Here is a 23,095-nt window from a genome sequence, read left to right on the forward strand (position 1 = left end):
CATCCGTGCCAAACCCGGCCTGTGTCCACCCGCACCGGATCGGTCCGCACGACTCCTCCCTCCCATTCACAGAAAAGGCGCTATCCGTGCCGAACCCGGCCTGTGTCCACCCGCACCGGATCGGTCCGCACGACTCCTCCCTCCCATTCACAGAAAAGGCGCTATCCGTGCCGAACCCGGCCTGTGTCCACCCGCACCGGATCGGTCCGCACGACTCCCCTCTCCCGTTCACGGGAGAGGGGCCGGGGGAGAGGGCCGCCTTTCCAATGCCTCCACCAGCCCGCTCCTGCGCTCCACCTGCCGCCTCACCGCTTCGTCGAACACCCCGGGACGGCTTTCGATCAGGCTGAACCAGTGCCGCGCGCGGGTGATGCCGGTGTAGATCAGCTCCTTGGTCAACACCGGGTTGAGAGTATCGGGCAGGATCAGCGCAGTGTGGGCGAATTCCGAGCCCTGAGACTTGTGCACGGTCATGGCGAATACCGTCTCCACCGCACTCAGGCGGCTGGGCAGTACCCAGCGCAGCCCGCCCGAACCGTCGTTGCGCGGAAAAACTACGCGCAGCACCGTCTGCGGCTTCGCGTCGGGCTGCTCAGGCGGTTCGGGCAGGCGCAGGGCGATGCCGATGTCGCCGTTCATCAGGCCCAGGCTGTAGTCGTTGCGGGTCATCAGCACCGGACGGCCTTCGTACCAGCCCTGGTCACCATCGAGCAGACCGCGTTGGCAGAGAGCCGCGGCGATCCGCGGGTTGAGCCCTTCCACGCCCCAGGGACCCTTGCGCACGGCGCAGAGCAACTGGAATTCGTCGAAGGCTTCGAGCACCGCTGCCGCCCAGTTTTTCCAGTCTTCATGGTCGGGTGGGCAATCGGCGGCCGGGCGCGACTCGCGCAGCAGTTCGAGGTAATGGACGTAACCCTGCGGCCTGGACTCGCCCCGCGCCGGCAGGCCGTCGAGCGCCAGACGCTCGAACGCCCGGTCCGCTTCGCCGCGCAGGCGCAGCACATGCAGATCGCGACTGCCCTCGGCGAGGATGGAGCGCGCCTGCGCCGCATCGCGGCAGTTGACCGCGCGGGCCAGACGGCCGATGCCCGAGCCGCCGCCGAAGCGCCGCGAGTGGCGCAACATCACCGTGCGCTGGGCCAGTGGCCGGCGTTCGCCGTCGCCTTCGCGCAAGGCGGGATCGGCAAGCGCTTCGCCGCCGACCGCCTCCAGCCAGGCGCGGGTCTCGGCGCCGTAGAAACCGCCCTCGGCGTCGCGACACAGATCACCGAGCAGGGCGCCGGCCTCCACCGAGGCGAGTTGGTCCTTATCGCCGAGCAGGATCAGCCGGGCGTGGCGCGGCAAGGCGTCGAGCAGGCAAGCCATCATCTCCAGGTCGATCATCGAGGCTTCGTCGATCACCAGCACGTCCAGCGGCAGAAGGTTACCGGCGTGGTGGCGGAAGTGGCGGCTGTCCGGCAGGCTGCCGAGCAGCCGGTGTAGGGTGGTGACCTCGCTGGGGATGGCCTTTCGCAGCGCCTCGTCCACTGCCAGCGAGGCGACCTGGGCGCCGATGGATTCGGTCAGCCGCGCGGCGGCCTTGCCGGTCGGCGCGGCGAGACGGATGCGCAACGCCTGGCCGTTCTCCAGCGCCGGCCCCTGCAACAGGGCCAGCAGGCGTACCACGGTGGTGGTCTTGCCGGTACCGGGACCGCCGGTGATCAGGCTGAAGCTGCCGCGCGCGGCCAGGGCACAGGCGAGTTTCTGCCAATCGGTCCGGCGCTCGCCGTCGACCAGCGGCGGCTCGGGAAAGAGCCGGGCCAGGCGGACGGCAAGATCGGCCGGCAAGGCCGGCGCATCCCGCAGGCGCGCGCCAATCGCCGCCGCCACCGCGCGCTCGTGGTTCCAGTAGCGGCGTAGGTAGAGGCATTCGCCGGCGAGCACCAGGGGCGCTTCTTCGCCAAGTCCGTCGACGGCCACCAGGCAGCTGGCAGCCAGCGCGTTTCGCCACTGGCTCGGCGCGACGCCGGCGAGAATCTCCGAGGGCAAGAGGCTGGCGCGCGCGGCATCCTCGCCTTCCGGCGGCAGCGACAGGGCAAAGTCCGGGCTAGCCAAGGTCGCCGCCAGGTCAAGGCAGACGTGGCCGTGGCCGAGCTGGTGGCTGGCCAGGGCGCAAGCGAGCAGCGCCAGCGGCGGGCAGGACTCGTCCAGCTCGCGAAAGAAACCGGCCAAGGCGCGGTCCAGGGCACGCAGCCAGCCACGCTCGACCCAGGCGTCGAGCAGCGCCAGCAGGCTCTCGGCATCGCGCAGGGCGGCCGACGGCGCCGCGCTTTCCAATTCCAGGGGCAATTGTTCGCTCATGCCTCGGCCTCCTTCTTGCCCTCGAACAACGCATCCAGCGTCTCGATCAGCTCGCGTGGCGGGCGCACCCGGTGGATGCCCTGCCCCGCCGCGCGACTGCCGCGCAGGAACAGGCAGAGCGCGCCGCCCAAGTGCGCGTCGTAGTCATAGCCGGGCAGGCGCGCGCGCAACTGGCGGTGCAGCGCCAACAGGTAGAGCACCGACTGCAGGTCGTAGCGGTGGCTGGCGGCGCTCGCCGCCATCGCCTCGGCGCTGTAAGCGGCATCGTCCTCGCCCAGCCAGTTGGATTTGTAGTCGAGCAGGTAGTAGCGCCCGTTGTGCTCGAACGCCAGGTCGATAAAGCCCTTGAACATGCCGTTGAGCCGATCCTTTGCCAGTGCCGGACGCGGCAGGCCGGGCAGCACCCACTCCTGAACCAATTCGTCGATGCGCCGCACGTCGACGGCGCGCGCCTCGAACCAGAACTCCAGTTCGGGCTGGTACTGGCCGAGCTTGGCCAGCGCCACACACCGGTCCCCGCCGAGCGCCAAGGGCCTGGTCAGCAGGTCGAGCAGCCAGTCGGCCAGCGGATCGATCCATTCGGTCATGCCACGCAACTGGCAGCGCCGGGCGATCAGCTCGCGCAGCCGCGCGGGCTCGGCGGCCAGCGCGGCGAAGCCTTCGCGGCCGGCCATTTCCAGCAAGCCATGGAAAAAGGTGCCGGGATTGGGGCCGCGCGGAAAACGATGCAGAGTCGGCGTTTCACCCGCGCGCAGCGGCACGAAGACGCTCTCGCGCTCGTCGTCGGCGACCTTCTGTGCCGCCGGGCTATCCGGCGCGGCGTCGTCGAAGCGGCTGGCCGGTATCTGGCTGTCGGCCAGCCTTTCCTCGCCGGTGCCGATGCGCAGGGCGCTGTAGGAAGCGATCCACCAGTGCTCGGCGGCGCTGCGCGCCGGGGTGCGCCATTGCGGCTTGCTCCGGGCGACTGCCTGCTCGACGAAGCGCTCGCCGCCGGCTTCGGGCGCCTCCAGCACCGCGCTCTCGCCAGCCACCTTTAGCGGCGCGAGCCAGTCGGCCAGGGCGGCGCTGCGCTCCAGCGGCACAGCGCCGCCAAGCAGATAGCCGAGCGCCGAATCGTGCAGGCGCGATTTTCTGGCATTGCCGACGCAAAGGTCGGCGACGCCCAGCCAGCAGGCGTGGCGGGCACGGGTCAGGGCCACGTAGAGCAAGCGCAGTTCCTCGCCCAGGCGCTCGCGGTCGGCGCGCGCCACCTCGTCCTCGCCTGGCGTCAGCACCAACCGGCGGCGTTCACCGTCGTGCACCCACAGCGGCTTGCCACCCTCCACCGCGCGGAAGGCGCAGACGAACGGCAGGAACACCAGCGGATATTCCAGGCCCTTGGATTTGTGGATGGTCACCACCCGCACCAGCGCCGCGTCGCTCTCCAAGCGCAGCACCTGTTCCTCGGCGACCTGGATCTCGCCGGCCAACAGCTCGGACAGATGGCGGATCAGCGCCTGCTCGCCGTCCAGCCCGGCGGCGGCTTGCTGCAGCAGCTCGGCCAGATGCAGCAGGTTGGTCAGCACGCGCTCGCCATCGGGGCGCGCCATCAGCCGCTGCGGCAGATCGAAGTCGTGCAGCAGTTGGTGCAGCATCGGCAGCACGCCTTGGCGCTGCCAGCGCTGGCGGTAGCCGCGGAACTGCATGACGCGCCTCTCCCAGATGCGCTCGTCCCGGTTCAGCTCCTCCAGTTCGGCCAGCGCGAGGCCCAGGCTGCGGCTGGCCAGGGCGGCGCGCAGCGGGCGGTCGACGTCCGGTTCGGCGCAGGCGCGCAGCCACAGCAGGAGGTCGCGCGCCTCGGGGCTGGCGAACACCGAATCCTTGTCCGAAAGGTAGACGCTGCGTACCCCGCGCGCGGCCAGTTGGCCACGAATCGCCTCGGCCTCCTTGAAATCGCGCACCAGGATGGCGATGTCGCTGGGGCGCAGCGGCTGCAACCGCCCGTCCCGGACGAAGCCCGCCCCGCCCTGCTGACCGAGGTTCAGCAGGCGGACGATCTCGCTGGCGGCGCGTTCGGCCATCTGCGCGCGGTAGGCGCCGCCGGGCAGCGGCGCCTCGCCCTCCAGATGCCAGAGATTCAGTGCCGGCTGCGCATTGCCTCCGATCTGCCAGACCTCCTCGCGGCCTTGCGCGCCCACTTCGAGAAAGGGCAGCGGGTCGGCCGCGCCGTCGCGGAACAGGAAGGCGCCGTGTCCGGCTTCGCGCCGCTCGGCCAGGCGGAACACCCGGTTAACCGCGGAAACCAGCGCCTGGCTGGAGCGGAAGTTGGTTTCCAGGTTGTAGTGGCGGCCCTCGGTGGCCTGGCGGGCGCGCAGGTAGGTGTGGATATCGGCGCCGCGGAAGGCGTAGATCGCCTGCTTGGGGTCGCCGATCAAAAACAGGCCGCAGTCGGCACGGTTGCTCGCGATGGCATAGATACGGTCGAAGATGCGGTACTGCAGCGGGTCGGTGTCCTGGAACTCGTCGATCAGCGCCACCGGGAACTGGCCGCGAATCAGCTCGGCCAGGCGCCCGCCGTTATCGCCTCGCAGGGCGGCGTCGAGGCGGCTCAGCATGTCGTCGAAACCCATTTCGGCGCGGCGGCGCTTCTCCTGCTCGAAGCGCAGGCCTACCCAGGCGGCGGCGTGGCGCCGAGCCGGCGCGTCGGGGCCGGGCAGCGTCCGCAGGCGCGCCGGCAGCGCGCGCATGGCCTCCAGCGCTGGATGGGGTGGCGGCTCGCCCTTCCAGGCCTCGGCCAGACCCTCGGGGGTCAGGCGGGCGAAGCCGCTGCCGAGGTCGAGGTCCGTCTCGTCGCCAGTTGCCCAGGCGCGCAGCTTCTCGCACCAGGGCCGGTAGTAGCGCGCCTGGATCTTGCGTCCGTCTACCCGTTTGGCCTGCACCGCCGCATCGAGCAGCGCTTCCAACTCGTCGGCCCAGGCGTTCCAGCCTTCCTTCAGCCGGGCCAGTTCGCCGGCCTGCTCGGCCAGCGCCCGCTCCAGCAGCATGCCGAGCGGCTCGGCCGGCATCGGCTGCGCCTCGCCGAGCAGCGCGCCGAGCTTGTCCTTGAGCAGCGCATCCGGATGCCCCCAGTGCTCGATCACCCAGCTCAGCGCCGCAGCGGAGAGCGGGTAGCAGTGTTGGCGCCAGTAGTCGCGCACCACCTCGGCGAGCAGTTCGCTGTGGTCGGTCTCCAGGGTCTGAGTGAACAGGCTGCCGCTGTCGAAGGCGTGCTCGCGCAGCATGCGCTGGCACCAGCCGTGGATGGTCGACACCGCCGCCTCGTCCATCCACTGCGCGGCGATGTCCAGGCGGCGCGCACAGGCCGGCCAGCGCTCGGCGGAAAAGTCGGCGCGCAACTGCTGCAGCAGATCGTCGCCCGGCGCCTCCTCGCGAAACACCTTGGCCGCCTCGACCAGCCGCGTGCGGATGCGGTCGCGCAGCTCGCGGGTGGCGGCGTCGGTGAAGGTCACCACGAGGATCTCCGGCGGCAGCAGCTCGCGGGAAAAGCCCGCCTCGCCGCCATGACCGAGCACCAGGCGCAGGTAGAGGGCGGAGATGGTGAAGGTCTTGCCGGTGCCGGCGCTGGCCTCGATCAGGCGGCTGCCGTGCAGCGGGAAGCGTAGCGCCAGCGGGCGGGCGGCGGGCGGCGGCTGGCTCATGCGTGGTTCTCCTCCATGAGTTCCGTGGGCTGGTGGTCGAGCAGCGACTGGTATAGGTCGCGGCTCCACTCGGGGAAATCGCCGCTTTCAATCAGCGCGGCGAAGGTCGGGTAGTGGCGCGCCAGGCTGGCGCTGCCGGCCAGTTCGCCAACGTGGTTGTAGCCGCCCTCGTAGGCTTTGCGCGCGGCCTCTTCGGCCTTGCTCTCGTCGTCCGCACCCAGCCAGGCGATGGCGGTGTTCAGCGCCACCGGCAACGGCGTTTCCAGCCCAGCGCGCCAGGCTTCCAGCCACGGGCGGAGGATCGCCTGCGCCCGTGCTTGCTCGATGGGCGCGAACTCGAGGCTCGCATCCTGGCCGACCAGCAGGCTGGTCAGCGGCGCACCGCAGGCCGCGGCGGCGACATGCGCCACCCAGGGCCTGAGCAGGCGGTGCCATTTCCAGCCGTCCTTGCCGCGCTTGAGCTCGCCGGGCTGCAGTTCGATGCGCGCCAGCGCCCCGCCGGCGTTCTCGCGCAGGCCGCCGAGCCAGCCGGCCAGCTCGACGCCCTTGTGTTCGAACCGCAGCGGCTTGGGCGATTCCAGCCGCGTCGACCACAGGGAACAGAGGCTCCGGTAACGCCGCATCTGCTCCGGCAGCGGCTTCAGCAGTTGCTCGCGCAGGCGCTCGCCGAAGCCGGCCAGCGGCAACCGGCCGCTGCGCTGCAGGCGCAGGGCGGCAGCCTCCAGCGCCGCCTCGACCCGCGCCGGATCGTCTTCCAGGGCCAGGCTGGCGGCGTCCAGCAGGTTCTGGCGCAACTGGTGCAGTTGCAGACCGTCGAGACCGAAGGGTTCCTCGTCGAGCTGCGCCTGCACGCCCTCGTCCAGATGCACCTTGAGGCGCTGGGTGAAGAAATGCTTGACCGGATCGCGCAGGAAGTTCTGCAGGGTCTCCAGGGCCAACGCGCCGTCCGGCTCGAACGGCGGCAGCGCCTGCGCCGCTCCGGCCGGCGCGTCCCGGCGGTGCAGCGCGGCCCATTCGCGGGCGTAGCTGAACAGGGCGTCGTCGCCCTCGAAGTAGCGGCGGCTGAACGGCTGCAGCGGGTGCTCGGTGGTCAGCGCCGCGAGCAGCCTTTTGGCTTTGTCGGCCTGCGAATCGCTCGCCTCATAGTATTCCTCCGGCAAACGCCAGCCGCTGGCGAGATGGTCGCGCAACTGGCCGACCAGCACCGACGCCGGCCGCTCGCAATTGTCGCGGACGCTGCGCCCCACCCAACTGACGTAGAGCTGCTCGCGGGCGGCGAGCAGGGCTTCGAGCAGCAGGTAGCGGTCGTCCTCGCGGCGCGAGCGGTCGCCCGGGCGGTAGTCGCCGGCCATCAGGTCGAAGTCCAGGGGCGTCTGGCTGCGCGGGTAGTCGCCGTCGTTCATGCCGAGCAGGCAAACCACACGGAACGGGATGGCACGCATCGGCATCAGGGTGCAGAAGTTCACCGCGCCGGCGAGAAAGCGCTGACTCAGGCGACCTCGGTCCAGCAGGCCGAGCCAGGCTTCGCGCACCACGCCGAGCGGCAGGGGCTCGTCCAGGTCGACCCCGGCGCACAGCTCCAGCCATTCCTCCAGCGCCTCGCCGAGCTGGCCGAGCAGAGTTTCGTCGCGCTCGCTTTGGGCCAGGAAGAAATCGCCCAGCATGGCCTGCAGGATGCGTCCCCACTCGGCCGGCGCGACGGGCCGGGCCAGGCGCCGGTGCAGGTCGTCGAGCGTGTCGAGCAGGCGCACCAGCGGACCGATCAGCACGGCCTCCAGACCGCCGATCTCGTCGAAGGGTTCGATGCCGGCGCAGGGCGCGCCGCTGCCCACCGCGTAGCCGAGCAGCATACGCCGCAGGCCGAAGCGCCAGGTGTTCTGTTCCAGGCCCGCCGGCAGGCCGAGGCCGGCGCGGCGCTCGGCATCCAGGCCCCAGCGGATGCCGGCGCCCTCGATCCAGCGGCGCAGGGTCGGCAAGTCGCTCTCGTCGATGGCGAAGCGCGCGCGCAGCGCCGGCACGTCGAGCAGGTCGAGCACCTCGCTGACGGTCAGCCGGCTTTCCGGCAATTTCAGTAGCTGTTCGACGGCGATCGGCAGCGGATCGCAGCCGCGTTGCCCCTGGTCGGCGAGGCTGAAGGGGATGTAGCGGTCGTCGTCCCGGGCGTACTGGCCGAACACCGCCTGGATGTGCGGTGCATAGGCGTTGACGTCCGGGACCATGACGATCACCTCGCGCGGGCGCAGGCCGGGGGCGGCGGCGAAGCGCGCCAGCAACTGGTCGTGGAGGATCTCGACTTCACGCTGAGCGCTGTGGGCGATGTGGAAACGCAGCGAGCGGTCGGCCTTCGGATCGACCGGCGACCACTCCTTGCGGGTTTCCTCCAGGGTGCGCAGGTGGAGGATGTCGTCCTGCAACTGGCCGAGCAGGTGTCCGGGCCTGGGACCATCCTCCTCGTCGAACAGGTCGATGCGCACGCCGAGGCTGGCGAAGCGCTCGCGGTAGTGCTCGGGATCGTCGTACCTGTCCAGCAAGTTGATGTAGTCGCGGCCCTGCTTGCCCCAGGCGGCCAGGAGCGGATGGGCATGCTGATGCAGGTCCTCGGCGGACAGCCCCGGCGCCATGCCGTCCTTGCGTCGCTGGCGGCGGTACTGGTGGCGCAGCAGGTCCTGGTCGGGAATTATGTCGCCCCAGTGGTACCGACAGGGGTTGTGCACGCAGAGTAGCACCTGGCTGAAGCGCGCCAGGGCGGCTAGCGCCTCAAGGGCCTGCGCCGGCAGCGAGGAGATGCCGAACACCATGACCCGCCGCGGCAGGCCGGGCGGCGGCGCTTCGAGGCCGCGCAGGCGTTCGACGAAACGCAGGTGCACGCCGGCGCGGCTGGTGGCCACCGTGTCCTGGCCGACATCCGCCAGCAGGGCGCGCCACAGTGCCGGCTGCCAGCGCGCCGGCTCGTCGAGCGGCTTCGCCCCATCGCGCGAGGTGCGCAACCGGTCATGGCCCTCGGCCCAGTCGGCCAGCCAGTCAGCGCGGTAGACTTGATACTGGTCGAACAGATCGGCCAGGCGCTCGGCCAGTTGGTGGCGCTTGCGCAGGTCGGAGTCATCTTCGAGGAAACGACGCAACGGAGCGAACGCCACGCCTTCCAGCAGGTTTGGCAGCAGGCGCATCAGCCGCCAAGTCAGCGGCGCCTTGTCCAGCGGCGATTCGCGGGGGATGCCGTCGCTCCCCAGCACCGCGCGGTAGCTCTGCCAGAGAAAGCGCGCCGGCAGCTCGACGCGGATCGCCGCGGCGATGCCGCAACCGTCCCGCCCGGCCAGCGCCAGCTTCAGCCACTGGACGATGCCGTTGCTCTGCACCAGCACCACCTCGTCCTCCAGCGGCGTCAGGGGATGACGCCGCATCCATTCCACCGCCAATTCGCGCAACGCTTCCAGGCGGTTGCCGTGCACCACCATCAGCCCGGCGCCCAGTCCCTCGTCACCCTGCATGCCCTGCTCCCTCCCGCAAAGAAGGGCGCCATTGTGCCACTCGCGGACGACGACGGGGGTCATACTCGATTGCTTGCCGGCAATGCGGGAAACCGGCGTCGTCGGCATGCGAGGAGCCCGCCCGCCGCCGGGAGACGAGATAGCCGACCCTGCTGCGAGCAGTTCGGTCCGCGACCGGGCATCTGCCTGCGCACTGTGCTGTCAAGCAAGTGTCACTTGTGATATCCGGCTCAACGTATAATGATTGCCATATGCATCGCCATTGAGGTGCACGGTATGTATCACGGTGAAAGGTTCAACGCCTGGACTCACCTGATCGGCGCGGTCCTGGCTCTGGTCGGCATGATCTGGCTGCTGGTGGCGGCGAGTCTCGACGGCACGCCGCAGAAGATCGTCGCCAGCGCGATCTACGGCGTTACCCTGCTCGCGCTCTACATCATCTCGACCATCTATCACAGCCTGCGTGGACGGGCGAAGACGATCCTGCGCAAGCTCGACCATCTCTCCATCTACCTGCTGATCGCCGGCAGCTACACGCCTTTCTGCCTGGTGACCCTACCTGATGCTTGGGGCTGGTCGCTGCTGGCGATCATCTGGAGCCTGGCGCTGTTCGGCATGTTCCAGGAGTTCAAGCAGCAGTCCGAGGCGCGGATTCTCTCGCTGGTGATCTACGCGGTGATGGGCTGGCTGGTCCTGGTGGCGGTCAAGCCGCTACTCGCCGCCCTGGGCAGCGCGGGCTTCGCCTGGCTGCTGGCGGGTGGCATCTTCTACACCGTGGGGATCGTCTTCTTCGTCTTCGACGAACGTTTCCGCCACTGGCACGGCATCTGGCACCTGTTCGTCATGGCCGGCAGCCTGCTGCACTTCGTGGCGATCTTCTTTTATGTGCTGTGAAAGAGCGGCGTATCCGGCACGATGATCCGGCCGGCAGGACGGACATGGCTGCCTCTCGCGGATCATAGGTCGTGCTTATAGCCGAATACCGTTCTCCGCCAGCCAGGCTCGTCCGACTTCCGTGGTCAGGTAGGCCTGCTCGGGATGGTTGATCACCTCGGGATGTATATAGCGGAGCAAGCCCTCGCGTTCCCGCATAGGACTCAGATGGCTGGTCTTGAACGCTGTCACCTGCCGACCCAGCACGGTCGCCAGTTGCTCCGTGCTGTACGGATGGATAGCACAGAGCTAGAGAATCACCGGCCAGAGCTTGTCCCGGCGCGGCTTGGGCAACAATGTTGCAATCGCGGCAAGCAGGGGCTAGGGGAGGTCACCAGGGCAATCGCATGAAGCGCTCGCTCGATACCGGACTGGAAAGGTTGGGTGCCTCGTCGTTCCGGCGTGGTCTTCAGATCCAGTGCATTGGCTGCTTGCCGAGTGGTTGGATACCTTCTGTTTCGGCCCCCGGCCGAGTCACTTTTTCTTGCCTGGCCACGAAAAAGTAACCCAAAAGAAGGCCACCCCCTCATCCGGCCCTGCGCTTCGCTCCGGGTTCCCTCCCTGCATCGTCGTTCCAGGGGCTCGCCGCGAAAGGCCATCCATGCCATGGCCCATCGCGGCTCTCGCGGCATCCTTGCCGCTCGACCGCTTCCACGACGATTCCGCTCGGCCTCCTGAAGGGGGCATCCGGCGCGGCCTGACAAGCCGTGCCGCAAGAGCGAAAGCGCTTTCAGGCAACTCGGAGCCCGACTCCCGTTCAGGAGGCCGAGCGCAGGCGTCGCGTAGAGGGGCGAGCCGCAGGGAGGTGCCGGAGCGAGGGAACCCCGGCATAGCCGGGGCCGAATGACCGGGCGCGTTTTCTCTTTGGTTACTTTCTCTTTGCGTGCGCAAAGAGAAAGTGACTCGGCCGGGGGGCCGAAACAGGAAGTATCCAGCCCCTCGGCAAGCAGCCATGCCAAGGCTCACACAACCGTTCCAGCCCAGTATCGGGCAGGCATTTCATGCGATTGCCCTGGGGAGGTCACTCGTATCGGCAGTCCGCTCTGGCTCGAACAGGGGAAGCTCGGGCAATTCCGCGAGTTCACGCAGTTCGGCCAACAGGGACTCAACGGATTGCATCGATGTTCCTTCATTCAGGCTTGCAGGCATTCGCCGGGCGTTCCAGCCCGTGAGGATAGCGAAGCTTGCCCGGCTCGATCAGTAGATGCAGCGTCCGCTCGACAATCATCCGGGCGCGGCACTCCGGCAAGCCGTCCAGGCTGACGGCCAGCGGCTCCAGTACCGAACCCCTTGCTCCTCACTATCGCCAGGCCGGTTCCGCGCCACCGCAAAACGGCCAGCTGAAAGCCGCCATCGCTCCCTAGAACCAAGTCTCCATCTGCGTGCCGAACTGCCAGACGCCGCCCGACTTGAAGTGCTTCTGGCCGAAGTTGTCCGATGTGCTGAAGTCGTCGAGTTCCTTGGACCAGTCCATGTAGCTGGCGAACACGCGCAGTTCTGGGCGTTCGAAGAAGTTTCCGGATTCCATCTTGAAGGTCGGCGCCACAGTGAATTTCCAGAAATCGCCGTTGCTCTTTTGCCGGCCGTTGTAACCGCGCGGGTCGAGGTTCATGCTCTGCCAGCCGAGTTCGTAGACCATCTCGAAGTTGCTGGTCAGTTCGTTGGCCAGGCGCAGGTTGAGAGTCAACCAGCGATAGTTGTCGCCGGGCACGTAGCGATCCTTGCTGTGCTCGGCGAGCAGGACCGGGGCGATGCGCCAGTTCTTGCTCAGGCGGGTGTGGCCGTACAGTGCCAGGCGCAGCGCCTCGGCCTCGTCGAGCAGCTCGCCGTCGGAGCCGATGCCCTTGACCTCGGCGCCCAACCCCTTGCCGTACAGCAGCGCGGCCTTGAAGAACCCTTCCCCGCCGAAGAAGTCCGGCCGGTGGTAGGCGAACAGGCCGTGCGCGCCGCTTTCGGCTGGGCTGTACCCCGCCTTGTTCACCCGGCTGTTCCGCTCGTCGGGATCGGAGCCGCTATCCTTCAGCTTGGCGTTGTTGCGCCGCGAGGCGATGCCATTGAGCATGAGCTGCCAGCGCCCGTCGTCGAAGAACTGGTTGACGGTGGCGATGTAGCTCCTGATGTCCTTGCTGTCGTCCGTGCTGAAGTCGCCGTAGGAGCGGCTCATCAGCGAGGCGTTGAGGCGCCAGTTGTCGGTCAGCTGCACATCGTAGATGCCAGCCCCGGTGCCGGCCAGGAACACCACGTCGGTGTCGAGCCAGTGAATATCGAAATTCTCCCGGTCGAAGCGCTTGCCGGCCCACAGGGTGGCGTTGCGGAACGTGGGACTGCCCTGGAACGAGGACAGGTTGCTGAGTTCGGCATAGGCCTTGCGCACGTTGAGCGAGCTGTTGCTGGCGGTCCAGTCGTTAGGCGTTTCCACACCGTCGGCGAGCATCACCGTATACTTCGAGCGCGTGCCGTTGTCGGCCTGGCTTTCCTTGGAGAACTGCAACTCCACATAGGTGTCGGGCTCGTTGCCGAGCCGGCCGACGGCCCCGCCCACCGAACCGGCGGGAGTCATGTAGGGGCCGCCGCGACCGGCGCCGGCGCCATCCGTCAGCGTGCCGGAGCGGGCATAGCCGGTGAAGGAGAAACCCTCGGTCAGGTCCCCGATCGAGTCCACCGAAGATGCCAGCGTCGAGGTACGGTTTTCCAAGGACTGCTGGCGCGCTTCGATCTGAGCCACGCGCGCGCTGAGCGACATCGACGACTGCATGTCTGCCGGAAGACCACCGAGGGCGAACTGCCGATTGAGCTGCTCGACTTCCTTGCGCAGCCGACCAGCTTCGGCTTCGGCCGCCATAGCCCGCGCCTCGGCGACAGCAGCCCTGGCCTCGAGCCGGGCGAGACGTTCCTCGACGCTCAGCTCCGGTGCGGCAAGGAGATTATTGATGGAGAGGAAAAACAGGGAAAAGCCGGCCAAGGGCCGACAGGCCGCAGAATGCATGTGTAAACCTCTTGTTCTTGTAATAATTCTACTTAGGAAGCGTTCGAACCGACCTCTCCCTCACGCGCCACGAGCGACCCGGAAAGCCGGATTTCCACGGGCGCGACGGACAACGGAAAGCGGCCCCCCGCGACGTCCTCAACGCCTGCTTACGCGCCCCGGCCGAACAATTGCGCTTGACAGCGGGCCAGCGGGAGTAGCGTAATAGATCGCGATGTTAACGTTACCTCCAATAAAAACAAGAGGGTTATTCCATGCATCTCCCGTTAAAACGCGAATACTGGCTAATCAGTGGCCTGCTGTTTTTCTTCTTCTTCGCCTGGTCGTCGAGCTATTCGCTGTTCTCCATATGGCTGCACCGGGTCATCGGTCTGAACGGTACGGAAACCGGCTTCATCTTCGCCGCCAACGCCATCGCCGCGTTGCTCATCCAGCCCTTCTACGGCGCCCTGCAGGATCGCCTGGGCCTGTCCCGCAAGCTGCTGGTCTGGATCGGCGTGCTGCTCACCTGTGCCGCGCCCTTCGCGATCCACGTCTACGCCGGCCTGCTGGCTCACGACGTGGTGCTCGGCGCCCTGGTCGGCGCCGCCTTCCTGGCCTTCGCCATGCTCGCCGGCGTAGGCGTCATCGAGTCCTATACCGAGCGGCTGTCGCGCCACGCCGGCTTCGAGTTCGGCACCACGCGGATGTGGGGCTCGCTGGGCTGGGCGGCCGCGACGGGCGTGGCCGGCGTGGTGTTCGACATCGACCCGGACATCGCCTTCTACATGAGCAGCGCCGCCGGCCTGGCGTTCTTGCTGATTCTCTCCCAGCTGGACATGGACGCCTTCAAAAACCACGAGACGCGGGCCAGCGAATCCGTACCGGTACGCACCGCCGACATCCTGCAACTGCTGCGCCTGCCGCGCTTCTGGGCGTTCAGCCTGTTCCTGACCGGGGTCGCCGGGGTCTACATGATCTACGAGCAGCAGTTCCCGGTGTACTTCGCTTCCTTCTTCCCCACCCCGGAAGAAGGCACCCGCGCCTACGGCTACCTGAACTCCTCGCAGGTACTGGTCGAGGCCCTGCTCATGCTGGTCGCGCCCTGGGTGGTCGCCCGCACCGGCGCCAAATACGGCCTGCTGCTGGCCGGCACCATCATGTTCGTGCGCATCCTCGGCTCGGGGCTGGCTAGCGATGCCTGGACCATCGCCGCCTGCAAGATGCTGCATGCCATCGAGGTGCCGATCCTGCTGGTCGCGGTGTTCAAGTACATCTGCGTCAACTTCGATTCGCGGCTGTCGGCCACGCTCTACCTGGTCAGTTTCCAGTTCGCCCAGCAACTGACCGCCATGCTGCTGTCGCCGGCGGTGGGCTACGGCTACGACAAGATCGGCTTCGCCAGCGTCTACCTGCTGCTGGCCGGCCTGGTCGGCCTCTGCCTGCTGCTGTCCTGGTCGCTGCTGCGCACCGACCCGTCGCGCAAAGCCTCCCAGGCGACGAACAGCGCCCTGGAGTTGCCGGCCATCGCCCAGGCGGCTAACCATTACGAACCCTGAACGAAGCAATCCTCGTCATCTCCTCCGTCTCGGCGGGGATGACGTCGCTCGAGACCTTTCCACGAACTTTCGAGGATCACGATATGCAGGCCGATCTACTGGACGAAGCGCAGCGCGCCAGCGCGAGAACCCTACCCGCACACCGCGATGACTACCGTCTCGGCTATCACCTGTCGCCGCCGGCTGGCTGGATGAACGACCCGAACGGCCTGGTGTATTTCCGCGGCGAGTACCATGTCTTCTACCAGCACCATCCGTATTCGCCCCAGTGGGGGCCGATGTATTGGGGACATGCCAGAAGCGCGGACCTAGTTCACTGGGAACATTTGCCCATCGCCCTGGCGCCCGGCGATGCCTTCGACCCGGACGGCTGCTTTTCCGGATCGGCCGTAGTGGACGGCGACACCCTGTACCTGATCTACACGGGGCACCGCTGGCTGGGCGAGCCGGGCAATGACGAACAGGGCATGAAGCAAGTCCAGTGCCTGGCCAGCAGCACGGACGGCATCACCTTCATCAAGCACGGGGCGGTGATCGACACGCCGCCGCACCCGGACATCATGCATTTCCGCGATCCCAAGGTCTGGCGACGCGGCGACCACTGGTGGATGGCGCTCGGTGCACGCCAGGGCGATGATCCGCTGCTGCTGCTCTACCGCTCTCGCGACCTGCGCCGGTGGGACTGTCTCGGCCGTGCCCTGGAGGGTCGGCGGGAAGCCGACGGCTACATGTGGGAATGCCCGGACCTTTTCGAACTGGAGGGACGCGACGTTTTCCTGTTCTCGCCGCAGGGCCTGAAGCCCGAGGGCTACGAACGCTGGAACCTTTTCCAGAACAGCTACCTCCTTGGCCGGCTGGACGAGAACGCCCGCTTCGTCGCGGAAACCGAACTGCATGAGATCGACCACGGCCACGACTTCTATGCGGCGCAGACCCTGCTGGCACCGGACGGGCGCCGTCTGCTCTGGGCCTGGATGGACATGTGGCAAAGCCCGATGCCGAGCCAGGCGCACCACTGGTGCGGCGCGCTGACCCTGCCGCGCGAGCTGAGCCGCGACGGCGACCGGCTGCGCATGCGCCCGGCACGCGAGCTGACGGCGCTGCGCCAGTCCCGGCAGGCGCTGACAATCGGCACGCTCGAGGCGCAGAGCCGCCGGCTCGAGGTGCGCGGCGCCCTGCTGGAACTCGAACTGGAACTGGACCTGGTCGGCAGCAGTGCCGAGCGCTTCGGGCTGGCCCTGCGCTGCAGCGACGACGGACAGGAGCGCACCCTGCTGTATTTCGACGCCATGGCCCGGCGCCTGGTGCTCGACCGGCAGCATTCGGGAGCCGGTGTGAGCGGCGTGCGCAGCGTACCGGTGGCGCCGGGGCAGACGCGGATCGCCCTGCGCATCTTCCTGGATCGCTCGTCCATCGAGGTGTTCGTCGACGACGGCGCCTATACCCTGAGCAGCCGCATCTATCCGCGTCCCGACAGCCTGGGCGTGGGTGCTTTCGCCGTGAACGGGCGCGGGGTATTCGCCGAGGGCGCGGTCTGGAGCCTGGCCGATCTGAAGCTCTGAGAACCGCTCGGGAGCCCGCTCTCCCCCTTCCCGCGACTTTCCGTCATGAGTGGAGGGAATAGCGGAGTCCCCGCGCCGAGCCGACCGACGAGCCGGAAAAAGAGCCCGAACCGCCTTCGAGCGGTTGCATCCCGCCAGCCCCGGCGCCGTGTTGTCACGCTTTCGCCGGGCATGACATCATGCCAGCGAAACAGGCAATGGCACCCGCACATGGTTTCGGTCAAAGATGTCGCACGGTTGGCGGGAGTTTCTCCGATGACCGTATCCAGGGCGATCAACACCCCGGAGAAGTTGAACCCGGAAACCCTGGCTAAGGTCCGCCAGGCCATCGAAGCTCTGAACTACGTGCCCAGTCTTTCCGCCCGCAAGATCCGCGGCGGCCATTCCAGCGGCAAGACCATCGGCGTCTTCGCGCTCGACACGGCGACTACCCCCTTCGCCGTCGAGATGCTGCTCTCGGTGGAGCGCACTGCTCGGGAGCACGGCTGGAACGTCTTCATCCTCAACCTGTTCGAGATCCCGCCGAGCCAGCAGGCCATAGACCTGATGTTGTCGCACCGGCCGGACGGCATCGTGTTCAGCACCATGCAGTTGCGCGAACTGGAAATTCCTTTGGCGCTGCTCGACAAGCCGCTGGTTTTAAGCAACTGCATGAGCACCAGCCCCGGCGTCGCCTGCTACGTCCCCGACGACGCCTACGGTCAGTACTGGGCCGTGCGCCAGGCGCTCGGGCGCGGCTATCGCCGCCCGCTGTGCATCAACTTGCCGCGCCACAGCCTAGCCTGGAAGCTGCGCCAGCAAGGCCTGTCACGCGCCCTCGCCGAGGCCGGCATTCCCGCGGACAGCGTCCGCCAGTACGACATATCCACCGACGACGCCTACGGGGAAACCGTCGCCGAGCTGGAACGCCGGCTGGACGAGACGAACGGCAGGCCGGCCTTCGACCTGCTGGTCTGCGGCAACGACCGCATCGCCCTGGTCGCCTACCAGTACCTGCTCAGCCGCGGCCTGCGCATCCCGGCCGACGTGGCGGTGCTCGGCTACGACAACATGGTGGGCGTCGCCGAACTGTTCTATCCGCCGTTGAGCACTGTGCAACTCCCCTACTACGAGATGGGTCGCCGCGCCGCGCAGCACCTGATCGAAGAGCGGAACGAGCCTTTCACCCACTGGGTGCCCTGTCCCGTGGTGAGTCGCCAGTCCTGGTGATGGCGCTCGAGAGTCGGGAAAGCCCCCTGCTCGAGCTCGAAAAGCGAATGGGCCATACGCCGACATTTGACGCCGAGCAGACGGCACGAGCGCAAGATATCCCGGATATCAGAAGGCCTGCGGCCGAAAGCATGACCTTCCGATCCGAGCCCGACCCTCGAAATACCCGGCCGGTTCTTTCGGGCACCACAGCCAATTGCATTCTTGCGGTGTCCTGAAATATCACTCATTCCGCACCCATATCGGCGATTAGCAGCCACATCAGCCCAAGTAAATACCGATATCCGTTCGACAGGGGCAAGTCCCCCGTTGCCCGGATATCACAGTGCCGGAAGATGCCTTATAGTTAAGAAATGCGGTAATTGGTGTGAAAATTTCGCTTCGCCAGAGATTGGCTGCCTACTGCTTTTAGACGAGCGAACAACTTGATTTATTTTCATTCTTCAATAAGGTAATAACACTCTGATATCAGAACCAGGAAGTTCTATGCGATTCAAGTTGTTCGCTGTTTCTTTGCTACCAGTAGTAACCACCTTCGCTTCCGCCGACAACACCTCCTGCAAGAAAGTGGTCGATGTCACCGATGGCAGTAGCTTCTTCTGCCTAGTGGACACCAGGAAACTGGTCGGTGTGAAACTGGCCAAGATCGAAACCCCGACATCCCGACAGCCCTATGGCTCCGTTTCCCGAAAGGCGTTGAGCGATCTGGTGCTGGGAAAGCGGGTCGTGATTCAGGTGCAGGCAACCGACCAATATGACCGCCTGGTAGGACGCGTCTATGTCGAGAACATCGATGTAAATGCCAGGATGGTCAGCTCCGGCGCGGCTTGGACCAGTCGCCTGTACAACCTCGACGAAGGGCTCTTGAATCTCGAGAACCGGGCACGCAAGGCCAAGCAAGGATTATGGGCCTTGCCGGAGTCCGAGCGTTCGCCTCCGTGGAAGTGGAACGAGACTGCCCAGAATAAAATCCGGGAAAAAGAAGAGCCCTTCGCGCGTACGCCCAGCATGCTCATCCTGCCACGCATCAACCGTTCCATATAATTCTCGAATATCGGTGCCTCACCCGGCACAGGGCGTTCGGTTCATGCCGTGCATGATCCATCCGGCGAACGTGGCGGAACCTGTTCGCCAGCGCAAGCCCCGGTGATCCGGGCCGATGTCCGGCAATCCCGTTCTTTCGGGAGCACGCACCGGGCATGGCGAAAGCCCGGTTTTCGCGCCGGAGCCGCTTTAATCCAGGCGACCCGACTTACTCCAGCAGGGACAGACAGCCGGTCTGGCAAGCCGCCAGGATTTCCTCGGCCAGCTCGGCGTCGTCGACCGCGCGGGCCAAAGCCAATCCGCCGATCATGCCCACCGCGACCTGCAAGGCGCGCAGCCGCGTGCCGGTCGCCGTCGCCGGCATCCCGGTTTCCAGGCGGGCCACGAACGCTTCGAACGTCCGGGTATAGCTGCCACGGATCACCGCATCCTGCCGAGCGGCATCGGTCGCCAGGAAGGCCAGCGGACAGCACATCCGGCCGCCGTCGCGGTGCTCCATGCACAGATAACTCTCCACCAGCCGCCGCAGGCCACCGGCGCCCGCCTGCTCGAGCAGTTGACCGCCTTGGCGGGCCGCGACCTGGATCGCCTCGCCATACAGTTCGGTCTTGGAGGAAAAGTGATGATAGAAGGCGCCGCGCGTCAAACCGGCCTCCCGCGTGATCGCCTCGATGCTGACCTGCTCGAAACCCTCCAGGGCAAATAGGCGCGCCGCGCTCTCCAGAATCCGCTGGCGGGTCGCTGCGCGCTGCGTGGCGGGCCAGGACATGGGCTTTTCTCCTTGCAAGGAACACTGGCGGGCAGTCTGCCAAAAACGCGCCTTATGTTCTTGAACATAAGGTCGTGGCCGTCACCATGCGAGTTCCTCACCATCCGGGAACACCCCATGAAACCGCACATACTCGGCCCAGACTTCAGCACCTTCGCCCGCAGCGTCCGGCTGTACTGCGAGGAAAAGACGCTGGAATACACCCATGGCCTGCAGGTGGATGGCAGCTCCATCGCCCGGCACAGTGCCGAACACCTGGCCCTGCACCCCTTCGGCAAGGTGCCCGTGCTGTTGCATGGCGAACGGCGGGTCTTCGAAACCACCAGCATCTGCCGCTACCTCGACGCGGCCTTTCCGCAATCCTCGCTGCAGCCGCGCGACCTGGCGCAACGCACCGAAGTGGACCAGTGGTCCGCCGCGCTCGCCCTGTACGTCGACGACCGGCTGATCCGCCGCTACCTGCTGCTGATCGCCTCGCCGATCCCTCCGGCCCGTCCCGTCGATCCCGAAGCGCTGGCCGCCGCCGCGCCGGCGGCCATCCAGACCCTAGACCTGCTCGCCCGGCAACTCGGCGACCGCGCATTCTTCTGCGGCACCCGCTACAGCATGGCCGACGCCCTGCTCACCCCGATGCTGGACTATCTGCAGCAATTGCCCGACGCAGCGGCCTGGCTGGAGCAGCGGCAGAACCTGCGCGACTACCTGCAACGCATGCGCCTGCGCCCGTCGGGTCGGACGGTGCTGGGACCGCCCGACAGGGGCCGCGGCCCGGCATGACTGCTGGGCGGGCCCAACCCGGCTAAAAGCAATCTCGGCAACGAAAAAAGAATTGTCTTGAAACTTGGCTACTGGAACGGATTCGTTCTGGAACGGATTCGTTGCTTGTGGCCGGAAGCGGCCCGGAACTGCGTGTTTTATCGGGCAGAAATCGGCCAAGAGTGGACAACGATACTTTTAGAAAGCAGACACTCAACGTGCCTGAGTTGAGTGGCGCTTGGAAGCGGGCAAAGCCAGTTGGAAAGGCTTTACTAACCACTTGTGGGGAGAGTCCATATATCTAGTTAGGGCTCATTTTTTGGCAATAGAATGGCTGCATTGGTATAGCCAAGATCGAAAGTCATAAGTGGCGCCGTTCCGTACTTCTCTTGTAGATAGGCAAGCAAGGGGCCTTCATTCTTTCTATCCAAGGCGCAATCAAGGATGAATGCAGTTCCCTCAGCTTCTAAGATTATTGGATCTTCGACGGCGCTGCCAAATGGCTGAAGAACAGCAGAACGCCGAAGGGCTTCATACCGAGGTGATAGAGAGTTTAGGCATAGTTTCGCAAAAATAAATTTTCCATCTGTGTGAGCCACGATGGCTCCGTCGATTACCTTCGCCCTGCGAAAGAAGTCCGCATTCCGGAAGTAGTAGCAAGGCCGGTAGTGAGCTGCATTCATTTCTAAGAGGTTGGCTCGGCCGTATAGCGTTGCAATGAACTGCTCATACTTCCCTTCGGCATGTACTCCAGCCGCAGTGAACCACATCAGGCGAAAACCATGAGGCTTATTCGATGATGAGCGTAGTTGGCGAGATGCATTCCTGATCAGACCAGAAAGGGTCTCATCGCGTGAGATCGGGAGTGTGACCGCATGTATTTCACCACACTCAAGTTCCTCTGCACGCTCCGCCAAGTAGGTTGGACCATCCTCTTTCGTTTTCTCTTCGATGAGTACGCGCACGCCGCCGAAGCTGACTAGAAAGTCAGCTTCCTGCTTTTGCTCTGCATCCGACGTGTGAATATCTTCAACGGCAATGCCTAAATGTTGAAGCAGCGCTTTAGCGTAGGAGAACGGCGGCATTTGATGAGCCCTAACTACTTAGTATGCAGACGCGTCTGCATAAAATTGAATCGGACGCGTCGGTTGATTTCGGCTTTTTGAGTGCTCATGCAGATACGTCAGTATATGTGATCCAATCCAATGGCTCGACAAAATGCCCTGAAGTCCGCGCCAGCGCTGGGGATGAAAAAGCTTCTGTCGATGGGTTTCAAAAATAACCTGACGCCAACTTCACCGCTAGCTCGATCAATACATTCCGGATTGATTTTTACGCATAAATTTTGTTTCATCGAATCAAGTCCTTGGCTGGTATCCATTTTTCCCCACCACTTTTTAGCGGATCAAAGCGGATGCCCACATTAATGACCGCTTGCAAGTGGCATCTCCCTCACACATTGAACGACCGCATTGTGTCGCTCTATGCCGATGTTGTCCAGCTCAGTCCGGCCAGAAGCGGCCAATGATACTTTTAGAAAGCAGACACTAACTAACGCCTGAATTAAGGCGAGCCGCAAACTGGCTTTAACTTGAATTTTTAGACATGGGCTGCACAGCGGCGCAAGGCCTCAATGTCTCCGGACACGATCAGCTCTAAATGTTGAGTGATCTTTTCAATGGGCCAGTCCCACCAAGCTATTGACTCCAAGGTGGCGACAGTGTCCAACTCAAAACGTTGTTTAATGGGTTTAGCTGGATTGCCGCCAACGATGGTGTAAGCGGGAACGTCTGAAACCACGACTGAGCGTGAAGAGATGATAGCTCCGTTGCCAATTTTGACGCCGGGCATAATGAGAGTATCGTAGCCAATCCAAACATCATGGCCAATGATGGTGTCGCCTTTATAAGGAAGTTCGCCTGATTTTGGCATGGCCTTTTCCCAACCATTGCCGAAGATCTGAAATGGATAAGTGGAAATTCCAGACATCTTGTGATTGGCACCATTCATGATGAACTTAACCCCCTGAGCGATAGAACAAAACTTTCCAATGATCAGTTTGTCCCCAATGAACGGGAAGTGGTACAGAACATTACACTCAAAGTTTTCTGAACCATTAGGATCATCATAGTAAGTGTAATCGCCGACGATGATGTTTGGGCTTTGCACGGTGTTCTTGATGAAGCACACCTGCGGGAAACCTTCCATTGGATGCTTATTTTCAGGACTTGGGCCGTGCAACGTACTTTCTCCCCTTGAGCCGCTAGTTAGGCTGCGCACTATGTAAAACCAAAGTTGTGTATCTCAAAGCCCCTGCACCTCTTGAACGCAGCAGTGACCTCTAAGCCGTCAGAACTGAGCACAGTACCCTTGATTTCAAAACGAGTCTCAACCCTGGGTGCCAGACGCCTCCAACGCAGCTTCTTTCTGGCGTTCTTGCCCTTGGCGCGCTTTGCGCATGCTGTCCAGTGATCAGGGTATAGCAAGCAGTCTACACTGGCAGCAGCCCTGAGCCATAGGCCTTAGTGAATCCATACTTTTGTGCTAAATCCGCGCAGCGATGCCTCGACGAAGTCCAAGGGACAGGACCTTTTGTGCGCTTGATGAAGTTGCCTCAGCACAATGGGAATAAGCTGCTCTACTGCGTAGCGATTCGCCCGCTCCCCTAACTCCGGACTAGAGTAATACTGTGCCCTGTAACCGGCCTTGGAGTTGTGGAAGAGATCCACGAGTCTAGGGGCGGTCTCGACTGTTACAACCACTCTCGCTGCTCCGCGCACTTTCTTTAATCTA

General features: G+C 64.9%; 13 protein-coding genes. 6 read left to right on the forward strand and 7 right to left on the reverse strand.

Features of this window, described 5'->3' with window-relative positions; all coding sequences use genetic code 11:
* Nucleotides 1-228: 228 nt before the first annotated feature.
* Genes recD through recC form a run of 3 tightly spaced genes read right to left on the reverse strand, consistent with a single transcriptional unit; the run spans nt 229 to nt 9,505 of the window.
* Nucleotides 229-2,340, reverse strand: coding sequence for an exodeoxyribonuclease V subunit alpha (gene recD / locus ACGI6K_RS21355; protein ID WP_376947457.1), 2,112 nt, complete (start codon nt 2,338-2,340; stop codon nt 229-231).
* On the reverse strand, nt 2,337-6,017 hold the full coding sequence (gene recB, locus ACGI6K_RS21360) for an exodeoxyribonuclease V subunit beta (protein ID WP_376947455.1): 3,681 nt from the start codon (nt 6,015-6,017) through the stop codon (nt 2,337-2,339). The genes recD and recB overlap by 4 nt, the downstream gene beginning before the upstream one ends.
* Nucleotides 6,014-9,505, reverse strand: a complete 3,492-nt coding sequence (gene recC / locus ACGI6K_RS21365) for an exodeoxyribonuclease V subunit gamma (protein ID WP_376947495.1) — start codon at nt 9,503-9,505, stop codon at nt 6,014-6,016. Before recC ends, recB begins: the two co-directional genes overlap by 4 nt.
* A 276-nt stretch (nt 9,506-9,781) precedes the next feature.
* On the opposite strand from recC, the gene trhA reads away from it, so the two are divergent.
* The gene (gene trhA / locus ACGI6K_RS21370; RefSeq protein ID WP_376947453.1) at nt 9,782-10,399 is read left to right on the forward strand and encodes a PAQR family membrane homeostasis protein TrhA; all 618 of its coding nucleotides are present in this window, start codon (nt 9,782-9,784) and stop codon (nt 10,397-10,399) included.
* 1,399 nt (nt 10,400-11,798) lie between these two features.
* Here the strand turns inward: trhA and ACGI6K_RS21375 are convergent.
* Entirely contained in the window at nt 11,799-13,280 is a 1,482-nt protein-coding gene (locus ACGI6K_RS21375) for a carbohydrate porin (RefSeq protein WP_376947493.1), read from the reverse strand.
* 398 nt (nt 13,281-13,678) lie between these two features.
* Here ACGI6K_RS21375 and ACGI6K_RS21380 point away from each other — a divergent pair, with 398 nt between their 5' ends.
* The 4 genes from ACGI6K_RS21380 to ACGI6K_RS21395 all read left to right on the forward strand — a co-directional run bounded on the left by ACGI6K_RS21380 (nt 13,679) and on the right by ACGI6K_RS21395 (nt 18,777).
* Nucleotides 13,679-14,962 carry an MFS transporter gene (locus ACGI6K_RS21380; RefSeq protein ID WP_376947451.1) on the forward strand — a complete coding sequence of 428 codons (1,284 nt, stop codon included), beginning with the start codon at nt 13,679-13,681 and terminating at the stop codon, nt 14,960-14,962.
* Nucleotides 14,963-15,045: 83 nt separating this feature from the next.
* A complete protein-coding gene (locus ACGI6K_RS21385; RefSeq protein ID WP_376947449.1) occupies nt 15,046-16,524 on the forward strand; it encodes a glycoside hydrolase family 32 protein in 1,479 nt (492 codons plus the stop codon).
* 210 nt (nt 16,525-16,734) lie between these two features.
* Nucleotides 16,735-17,733, forward strand: coding sequence for a LacI family DNA-binding transcriptional regulator (locus tag ACGI6K_RS21390; RefSeq protein ID WP_376947447.1), 999 nt, complete (start codon nt 16,735-16,737; stop codon nt 17,731-17,733).
* Between the two features lie 486 nt (nt 17,734-18,219).
* Nucleotides 18,220-18,777: a thermonuclease family protein gene (locus ACGI6K_RS21395; RefSeq protein ID WP_376947445.1), complete on the forward strand. Its 558-nt coding sequence runs from the start codon at nt 18,220-18,222 to the stop codon at nt 18,775-18,777.
* A gap of 208 nt (nt 18,778-18,985) precedes the next feature.
* Here ACGI6K_RS21395 and ACGI6K_RS21400 read toward each other — a convergent pair whose 3' ends face one another.
* Nucleotides 18,986-19,546, reverse strand: a complete 561-nt coding sequence (locus tag ACGI6K_RS21400) for a TetR/AcrR family transcriptional regulator (RefSeq protein WP_376947443.1) — start codon at nt 19,544-19,546, stop codon at nt 18,986-18,988.
* Nucleotides 19,547-19,663: 117 nt separating this feature from the next.
* Between ACGI6K_RS21400 and ACGI6K_RS21405 the strand changes: the two genes are divergently transcribed.
* Nucleotides 19,664-20,323: a glutathione S-transferase family protein gene (locus ACGI6K_RS21405; protein WP_376947441.1), complete on the forward strand. Its 660-nt coding sequence runs from the start codon at nt 19,664-19,666 to the stop codon at nt 20,321-20,323.
* A 284-nt stretch (nt 20,324-20,607) separates the two neighbouring features.
* On the opposite strand, the gene ACGI6K_RS21410 is transcribed toward ACGI6K_RS21405, so the two are convergent.
* Both ACGI6K_RS21410 and ACGI6K_RS21415 read right to left on the reverse strand, forming a co-directional pair.
* Nucleotides 20,608-21,387 carry a hypothetical protein gene (locus ACGI6K_RS21410; RefSeq protein WP_376947439.1) on the reverse strand — a complete coding sequence of 260 codons (780 nt, stop codon included), beginning with the start codon at nt 21,385-21,387 and terminating at the stop codon, nt 20,608-20,610.
* Between the two features lie 514 nt (nt 21,388-21,901).
* Complete coding sequence (locus tag ACGI6K_RS21415) at nt 21,902-22,543, reverse strand: Vat family streptogramin A O-acetyltransferase (protein ID WP_376947437.1); 642 nt, start codon at nt 22,541-22,543, stop codon at nt 21,902-21,904.
* Between the last annotated feature and the right edge of the window lie 552 nt (nt 22,544-23,095).

Source organism: Azorhizophilus paspali, assembly GCF_043587585.2.
GTDB classification, from domain to species: Bacteria; Pseudomonadota; Gammaproteobacteria; order Pseudomonadales; family Pseudomonadaceae; genus Azotobacter; species Azotobacter paspali.